This is a genomic window from Streptomyces mexicanus (genome assembly GCF_902506575.1).
GTDB lineage: Bacteria > Actinomycetota > Actinomycetes > Streptomycetales > Streptomycetaceae > Streptomyces > Streptomyces mexicanus.
The window spans coordinates 1757580-1766061 of the sequence record NZ_LR732544.1; the positions used below are offsets into that span (position 1 = coordinate 1757580).

An 8482-nucleotide genomic window follows, 5' to 3' on the forward strand; every position below is an offset into this window, starting at 1 on the left:
GACGAAGCTGTGACCGCCGAGAACGTCGTCGGCCTGATCGTGGCCGTCGCCCTGCTGGGGTATCTCGTCCTCGCCCTGATCTTCCCGGAGAGGTTCTGACGGTGACATCAGCTGCCTCTGCGGCGGGCGACATGGGTCCCGTACTCGCAGGCATCCTCCAACTGATCGCCCTCGTCGCGGCGTTGGCGCTCGTCCACGTTCCCCTCGGCACCTGGATGGCCCGGGTCTACTGCGCCGACCGGCACTGGCGCATCGAGAAGTGGATCTACAAGGGCATCGGCGCCGACCCCGACGCGCAGATGCGCTGGCCCGCGTACCTGCGCGGCGTGCTGGCCTTCTCCGCGATCGGTGTGCTGTTCCTGTACGCGCTGCAGCGGATCCAGGGCGTGCTGCCCGGCTCGCTCGGCTTCTCCTCCATCGCACCGGCCCAGGCGTTCAACACGGCCGCGTCCTTCGTGACCAACACCAACTGGCAGTCCTACGCCGGCGAGCAGGCCATGGGCCACGTCGTGCAGACCGCAGGCCTGGCCGTGCAGAACTTCGTCTCCGCGGCCGTCGGCATGGCCGTCGCCATCGCGCTGGTCCGGGGTTTCGCCGCCTCCCGGACGTTCGCCTCCGCCCTTGCGGGCGGGGCCGCCACGCGCACCGGTGAGCTGGGCAACTTCTGGGCCGACCTGGTGCGCGGCACGGTCCGTGTGCTGGTGCCGCTGGCCGCCGTCGCCGCGGTCGTCCTCGTGGCCTGCGGGGTGATCCAGAACTTCTCGGGCATCCACGAGGTCGGCCGGTTCCTGGGCGGCACGCAGCAGTGGAACGGCGGCGCGGTGGCCTCCCAGGAGGCCATCAAGGAGCTGGGCACCAACGGCGGCGGCTACTTCAACGCCAACAGCGCCCACCCCTTCGAGAACACCCCACCCCCTTCACCAACCTCTTCGAGATCTTCCTGATCCTGGTGATCCCGTTCTCCCTGACCCGCACCTTCGGTGTGCTGGTCGGCAACGTGCGGCAGGGGTACGCGATCCTCGCCACCATGGCCACCCTCTGGGTCGGCTTCGTCGCGCTGATGATGGGGACGGAGTTCGCCCACCACGAGGGCGCGCTGCAGGTCGCGGGCGGGGCGATGGAGGGCAAGGAGGTCCGCTTCGGCGTCGGCGGCTCGTCGCTCTTCGCGGTGTCCACCACGCTCACCTCCACCGGCGCGGTCGATTCCTTCCACTCGTCGTACACCGGCCTGGGCGGCGGCATCACCATGCTGGGCATGATGCTCGGGGAGATCGCGCCCGGCGGGGTGGGCTCCGGCCTCTACGGGACCCTCGTCCTGGCGGTCGTCGCGGTGTTCATCGCCGGTCTGATGGTCGGCCGCACACCCGAGTACCTGGGCAAGAAGATCGGCGCCCGCGAGATCAAGGCGGCCGCCGCCTACATCCTGATCACCCCGGCGCTGGTGCTGGTCCTCACCGCGCTGTCCATGGCCCTGCCCACTCCCCCGCACTCGGTGCTCAACCCGGGGGCGCACGGCTTCTCGGAGGTGCTGTACGCCTTCACGTCCGCCGCGAACAACAACGGCTCGGCCTTCGCGGGCCTGAACGCGAACACGGACTGGTTCAACACCACCACGGGCCTGGCGATGCTGCTGGGCCGCTTCCTGCCCATGGTGTTCGTCCTGGCGCTGGCCGGCTCGCTCGCCCGGCAGCAGCCGGTGCCGGTCACCGCGGGCACCCTGCGCACCGATAAACCGCTGTTCACCGGCCTGCTGACGGGCGCGATCCTGATCATCGTCGGGCTGACGTACTTCCCGGCCCTCGCGCTGGGCCCGCTGGCCGAAGGGCTGGCCTGATGACCGGACACACGGACACCACCACCCCACCTCCCCACCCGCACGAGGACCCCATGTCCACAGCCACTCCTCCCCGGGCGCCGCACCGCGACGCACCCACCGGGCACAGCCGTGCCCAGGCCCGCGCCGGCACGGGCCTCTTCGACGCCCGGCAGATGCTGTCGTCCCTGCCGGACGCCGTCCGCAAACTCGACCCGCGGGTGATGGTGAAGTCCCCGGTGATGTTCGTGGTGTGGATCGGGTCCCTGCTCACCACGGTGTTCTCCGTCACCGACCCCGGCGACTGGTTCGGCTGGACGATCAGCGCCTGGCTGTGGCTGACCGTCCTGTTCGCCAACCTCGCGGAGGCCGTGGCCGAGGGCCGCGGCAAGGCTCAGGCGGACACCCTGCGCAGGGCCAGGACCGACACGGTGGCCCGCCGGCTCGACGCCGACCGCACACGCGAGGAGCGGGTGCCGGGCACCGCACTGCGCGTCGGCGACCTGGTGGTCTGCGAGGCAGGGGACGTCATACCCGGCGACGGGGATGTGGTCGAGGGCGTCGCCTCCGTCGACGAGTCCGCGATCACCGGTGAGTCGGCGCCGGTCATCCGCGAGTCCGGTGGCGACCGGTCCGCGGTGACCGGCGGGACGAAGGTGCTCTCCGACCGGATCCTCGTGAAGATCACGACGAGGCCCGGCGAAACCTTCATCGACCGGATGATCGGGCTCGTCGAGGGCGCGGCCCGGCAGAAGACACCCAACGAGGTCGCGCTGAACATCCTGCTCGCCTCGCTGACGATCGTCTTCCTCCTGGCGTGCGCCACACTGCCGCCGTTCGCGCACTACGCGGGCACCCGCCTGACGATGGTCGTGCTGGTGGCGCTGCTGGTCTGTCTCATCCCGACCACGATCGGCGCGCTGCTGTCCGCGATCGGCATCGCGGGCATGGACCGCCTGGTCCAGCGCAACGTCCTGGCCATGTCCGGCCGCGCGGTCGAGGCCGCCGGCGACGTCTCCACGCTGCTGCTCGACAAGACCGGCACGATCACCCTCGGCAACCGGCAGGCGGCCGAGTTCCTCCCGGTGCGCGGCGCCACGGAGGCCGAGGTGGCGGACGCCGCACAGATGTCCTCGTTGGCCGATGAGACCCCCGAAGGCCGGTCGATCGTCGTCCTGGCCAAGGAGAGGTACGGGCTGCGCGAACGCCACCAGGGAGAGGCGGCCGACGCGGAGTGGATCGCCTTCACCGCGCAGACCCGCATGTCGGGTGTGGATGTGGACGGCCGCAGGATCCGCAAGGGCGCGGCCGGCGCGGTCATCGCCTGGGTGGAGGAGCGCGGCGGCACGGTCGCGAAGGACGCGGCCCGGATCGCCGAGCGCGTCTCCACGGCCGGCGGCACTCCGCTGCTCGTCGCGGTCGAGGACGACCGGGGCGCGCGGGTGCTCGGCGTCGTCCACCTCAAGGACGTCGTCAAGCACGGTATGCGCGAGCGGTTCGAGGAGCTGCGCCGCATGGGCATCAGGACCGTCATGATCACCGGGGACAACCCGCTGACCGCCCGGGCGATCGCTCAGGAGGCCGGCGTCGACGACTTCCTCGCCGAGGCCACCCCCGAGGACAAGATGGGGCTGATCAAGCGGGAGCAGGCGGGCGGCAAGCTGGTCGCGATGACCGGCGACGGCACCAACGACGCACCCGCCCTGGCACAGGCGGACGTGGGCGTGGCCATGAACACCGGCACGTCGGCCGCCAAGGAGGCCGGCAACATGGTCGACCTGGACTCCGACCCGACCAAGCTCATCGACATCGTCGAGATCGGCAAGCAGCTGCTGATCACACGCGGTGCGCTGACCACGTTCTCGATCGCCAACGACGTCGCCAAGTACTTCGCGATCATCCCGGCGCTGTTCGCGTCGGTCTACCCGGGCCTGGACCGGCTGAACATCATGCACCTGTCCTCGCCCCACTCGGCGATCCTGTCGGCCGTCGTCTTCAACGCGCTGATCATCATCGCGCTGGTGCCGCTCGCCCTGCGGGGCGTGCGCTACAAGCCGCGGAGCGCCGACCGGATGCTGCGCCGCAACCTCGCGGTCTACGGCCTCGGCGGCCTGGTCGCGCCCTTCGCCGGCATCAAGCTCATCGACCTGCTCGTCTCCCTCGTCCCCGGGCTGTAATTCCTGAAAGGCGTGCTGATCGCCATGAACAACTCCGTCACGAACACCGCCCGATTGCTCGGGGCGGGCCTGCGCGCCCTTCTCGTGCTGACCCTGGTGACCGGCGTCCTGTACCCGCTGGCCGTCACCGGCATCGCCCAGGGCCTGTTCCCGGCGAAGGCCAACGGGTCCGAGGTCAGGGCGGGCGGCCGGGTCGTCGGTTCCTCGCTGATCGGGCAGTCGTACGACCTGCCGTCGAAGAAGGGTCAGCAGACACCCGAACCCGATCTGCGGTGGTTCCAGGGGCGGCCGGCGGCCGGTCTGAGCGGCAACAGCGTGAACACCCGGTACCACCTGCTGGTGTCGGGGGCGACGAACCTCGCCGCCGACAACAAGGTGCTCATCCAGCGGGTCGAGGCCGCCAAGGCGGCCGTGGCGAGGGACAACTCGGTGCCCGGGTGCACGGTCGAGCCCTCGCGGGTTCCCGCCGACGCGGTGACTTCTTCCGGCTCGGGCCTGGACCCGGACATCTCGCGGCAGTACGCCCGGCTCCAGGTGCATCGGGTGGCCGCGAGGAACGGCCTGCCCGTCGCCCGGGTCGAGCAGCTGGTCGAGGACCACACCGAGGGCCGTACGCTCGGCTTCATCGGGGAGCCCCGGGTGAACGTCCTCGACCTCAACATCGCACTCAAGGGCCTCCTGGCGAAACACTGACGGCCTGGGGCGACCACGCGGGAGCCGGCGGCCGGGGCGACCCGGTTCCGCCGGCTCCCGCCGCGCACCGCCACCGGCCACACGCCCTCGTGGGCACCCGCACCAGCACGTGTCAAGCATCGACGCGCCGACAGTAGCCCCGGGGTCGCCGCGGCCCCGGGTGAGCAGGTGTCAGGAAATCACCTCGAAGGGCTAATTGTCGGTCAATCTGCACAATCCCGGACGACTTTGACAGCTCGTCAGGTCGGTCGGCGACGCCTCCCGATACCCCGATCGGCCCCCTGTCCTCAGCGCTTCCGAAAAGCCCGAAATGACAGCCTCGATGGGCATATGTACGTTCAGTCTCACGTCGGCTGCCGAGCCGGCCTCTCTGTGAGACAGGAGAAACAGTGCCATGATCATGACCCGTTCCCACGCTGTCACCGCGGGCATCGCGGCCGCCGCGGCACTGACCGCGACCGGCATCACCTACGCCGCGGCCGCCTCCGCACCCGAGGCCCGGACGGTCCCGGCGGCCGTCCAGCAGGTCCCCGCCCAGGCCCCCATGGACGGCGGCGCCGGCAAGGGCAACGAAGGCAACGACCACGGCGGCAACGACCACGGCAACGACCACGGCAACGACCGCGGCAACGACCACGGCCGCAAGCACCGCGAGGAGGGCTGGATCCACGTCAACGAGCGCTCCTACTCCGCCCACCCGACCGGCTGCATCACCGTCATCAGCGGACTGGGCTCCGACAGCTTCAACATCCGCAACGACAGCCGCAAGACCGTCGAGGTCTTCCGCGGCGCCACCTGCGACAACGGCGCCCCCATCGCCACCGTCGGCCCCTGGAGCACCAGCAACGGCGTCAAGCCCGGCAAGACCGACGCCGTCAAGGTCAGGGACGGCGTCCTCGCCAGCCTCCGCATCGTCCACGACCGCGACCACGACGACCGCGACGACAAGGGCGGCAAGGGCGACCGGGACGACGACTGATCACACCAGCGACACCACCCGACCGACGCGACACGAGTGACGCAGAACCCCGGCCCGCCGTAATCGGGCCGGGGCCCTGCTAACAGAGGCATGACACAGAATCCCGGCCCGCCGTAATCGGGCCGGGCTTCTGTGTGCGCCCCGGCCAGGACCAGAGGTCGGGACCCGGAGCGTCACGCGCCTACCACGTCATAGTAGAACCGCCCGGCAGACACGGCGAGCCTGTCCACGCCGCCACACGTATGGCCCACCGCCCGGCACACCGGCCGTCTCCGCCCCAGGACCAGCGGAGAGCGGGCCGGGCAGGACCACGGCCGTCCCCGACTCCACCGGCAGCCCCGCGCACCCGACCGGGTGAGGAGACCGATGACGGAACCGGGCGACGGGACCGGTGACGGAACCGGGCGACGAGGGGGCGGCGGGAACCGCCACCCGGCCACCGCGACGTCCTCGGTGGCGGCAGGCTCAGGCACCCACAGTGCCGTCGACCCCTTCGCGCAGGAAATCCGCGTGCCCGTTGTGACGGCCGTATTCGAGCAGCACGTGCAGCAGCACCATGCGCAGCGACACCTGCTCGCCCCACCGTGGCTGGTACCCGGCCACATCCAGGGATGCGGCCTCCCGCTCGATGCGGCGCGAGGTTTCGACCTCGGCCTCCCATGCGGCGAACGCTTCCGCTCTGGTCGACTCGCTCGCGTCGTACGCGGCCTGGAAGTCGATGCGGTCGGACCACACCATCGGCGCGTCGTGGTCCTCGAACACCCTGCGGAACCAGGCCCGTTCGACCTCGGCCATGTGGCGCACCAGGCCCAGCAGCGACAGCGTCGAGGGCGGCATCGACCGCCGGCGCAGCTGCTCGTCGGTGAGCCCCTCACACTTCATGGCCAGGGTTGCCCGGTGATAGTCGAGGAAGGCTCGCAGCATCTCACGTTCACTGCCGAAATGGGGCGGTCCGATGCGACCGTCGGCTCCCATCGGTTGCTCTCCCTTCGAGCTGAACAGGACGGTTGCACCCTACCGCGAACATGGAGAGCACATGTCAAGCAACACCACGCCGAAGAGCGGGGTGCAGGTGGTCTCCGGAAGGGGTGAGCGGGCGTCAGGGATCTGCGTGTATCGGAAACTCCGTGCGCAGGGAGCTGCCCGCCGGTGGATGCAGAAATCGACCGCAGGTGTCTTGTCGCGCCGCGCACGGACGCCTACAGTTCCCGCGTCTCGCAGAGAAGGACAGTGTCATGCATATAGTGACAAGCGGCGGCGAGGACGCGTCCTCGCCCCGTGCCACCCGACCGTTGAGCACCGTACTGAAAGCGCTGGCGCTCCTCGACTTCCTCGCCGACCTCGACGAACCCGTCCGCGTCTCCTCGCTCGCCCGGGCGGTCGGGACCTCGCGCGGCGAGGTCCACCGGCAGCTGGTGACGCTGGAGACCGCCGGCTGGATGGAACAGTTGCCCGACGGCGCCTACCGCCTGACCCTGCGCCCGGCCCATCTGGGGCACACCGCGCTGCGCCAGGCCGGTGTCGGGGAGCGTACCGCCCCGTTGCTCGCCGAGGCCGCCCGCGCCTGCGGTGAGGTGGTGAGCATCGCCGTACTCGACGCCGACACCGCCCGCGTGGTGCAGCGCGCCGAGCCGGGCCGTGCCCTGCACGCCACCCTGCTGCTGGGTGACCGGCTCGGCCTGTGCAGCAGTGCGACCGGCCGGCTGCTGTGCGCGCTGGGCGACGAGGAGACGGTCGCGGCGCTGGCCCGGCGTGGTGTGCCGCTGCCGTCGGCGGACGACATGGCGCTGATCCGGTCGACCGGCTGGGCGACGTCGACCGACGACGCCGAGGACGGGGTCGCCGCGCTGGCGGTCCCCCTGTGCCGGGAGGACGGCAGGACCGTCGCCGCGCTCAGCGTGCACGGTCCGCGCGAGCGGATCACCCCGACCGGCGCCCTGGCCGTGCTGCGTCCCCTGACCCGCCGTATCGAACCTTTGCTGCGCCTGGACGGCGCCGCCTTCGGCCTGCGCGCCTGAGCGCGTCCCGGGCCACGTGCTCCACCGGCACACCCGACCCTCTGCCTGGCCCCCGTCCCGGGCCACATCCCTGAGCACCGCTCCTGAGTCACAGGCCTGTCCACGGCGCCTGCCGCACCCCTGAGTCACACGCCCGGCCCCGGCTCCTGCTACAGCCCGCAGCCGCACACCCGGCCCACGATCCCTGCCACCCCCTGAGCCGCGTGCGTGAGCCGCCTACCTGAGCCGCGTGCCGGCGAACACACCCCGTCACGTTCCCGAGCCGCGCGCTCGCTCCCGCACCTTCCCAGGCTCAGAGCGACGCGGCGGTCCTCGTCCTGAGCGTGCTGCTGGGTTTCTTCCTCAACGGCCTGTACGCCCCGCTGTACACGTATCTGCCCGAGGTCTGTCCGACCCGGCTGCGGTCGATGGCCGCGGCCACCTCCGACGCGTTCAGCCGTATCGGCGGGATCACCGGCCCCGTGATCATCGGCACGATGTACGCCTCGCTGTACTTCGCGGGCGTCTTCACCCTGATCTGCGCGGTCCTGGCGGTGGGGTGTTGGTGACGGTCACGTTGTCGACCTCGACGCGGGGCCGGTCGTTGGAGGCGCTGTCGGGCTGAGCGGGGCGGTCCGATGCGGAGAGCGAGTGGGAGGACGGGTGGCTCGGCGGGTGTCTTCTCCGGGTCCCCGAAGAGGGCGCCGCGGGGGTCTCGGGAGGGTCCGGGATGTGATGCCACCCATAGGAGGCAGATCACGTCCTACCCCGGATCGTAGACACCCGCCCCGTCTGAGCAGCACGCCCCCCCCCCGATCCACAC

6 protein-coding genes and 2 pseudogenes are annotated in these 8482 nt (G+C 70.8%); 7 read left to right on the forward strand and 1 reads right to left on the reverse strand.

The window, feature by feature from the left end:
• The first annotated feature begins 9 nt into the window (after positions 1 to 9).
• The 5 genes and pseudogenes from kdpF (at position 10) to GV126_RS07930 (ending at position 5662) form a co-directional block, all read left to right on the forward strand.
• On the forward strand, positions 10 to 99 hold the full coding sequence (gene kdpF / locus GV126_RS07910; RefSeq protein ID WP_018566520.1) for a K(+)-transporting ATPase subunit F: 90 nt from the start codon (positions 10 to 12) through the stop codon (positions 97 to 99).
• A gap of 32 nt (positions 100 to 131) precedes the next feature.
• Positions 132 to 1834, forward strand: a pseudogene (kdpA, locus tag GV126_RS07915) (potassium-transporting ATPase subunit KdpA).
• Positions 1835 to 1887: 53 nt separating this feature from the next.
• The gene (gene kdpB / locus GV126_RS07920) at positions 1888 to 3990 is read left to right on the forward strand and encodes a potassium-transporting ATPase subunit KdpB (protein ID WP_159673443.1); all 2103 of its coding nucleotides are present in this window, start codon (positions 1888 to 1890) and stop codon (positions 3988 to 3990) included.
• 24 nt (positions 3991 to 4014) lie between these two features.
• Positions 4015 to 4683 (forward strand): potassium-transporting ATPase subunit C, encoded by a 669-nt coding sequence (locus GV126_RS07925; protein WP_185947070.1) that lies wholly within the window; start codon positions 4015 to 4017, stop codon positions 4681 to 4683.
• 394 nt (positions 4684 to 5077) lie between these two features.
• Entirely contained in the window at positions 5078 to 5662 is a 585-nt protein-coding gene (locus GV126_RS07930) for a hypothetical protein (protein ID WP_202035342.1), read from the forward strand.
• A 465-nt stretch (positions 5663 to 6127) separates the two neighbouring features.
• Here the strand turns inward: GV126_RS07930 and GV126_RS07935 are convergent, their stop codons facing one another.
• Positions 6128 to 6637: a DinB family protein gene (locus GV126_RS07935; protein ID WP_159663938.1), complete on the reverse strand. Its 510-nt coding sequence runs from the start codon at positions 6635 to 6637 to the stop codon at positions 6128 to 6130.
• Between the two features lie 260 nt (positions 6638 to 6897).
• On the opposite strand from GV126_RS07935, the gene GV126_RS07940 reads away from it, so the two are divergent.
• Together GV126_RS07940 and GV126_RS07945 are read left to right on the forward strand one after the other, a co-directional pair.
• Complete coding sequence (locus GV126_RS07940) at positions 6898 to 7680, forward strand: IclR family transcriptional regulator (RefSeq protein WP_159663940.1); 783 nt, start codon at positions 6898 to 6900, stop codon at positions 7678 to 7680.
• Between the two features lie 305 nt (positions 7681 to 7985).
• Positions 7986 to 8228, forward strand: a pseudogene (locus tag GV126_RS07945) (hypothetical protein); the annotation flags it as partial.
• Between the last annotated feature and the right edge of the window lie 254 nt (positions 8229 to 8482).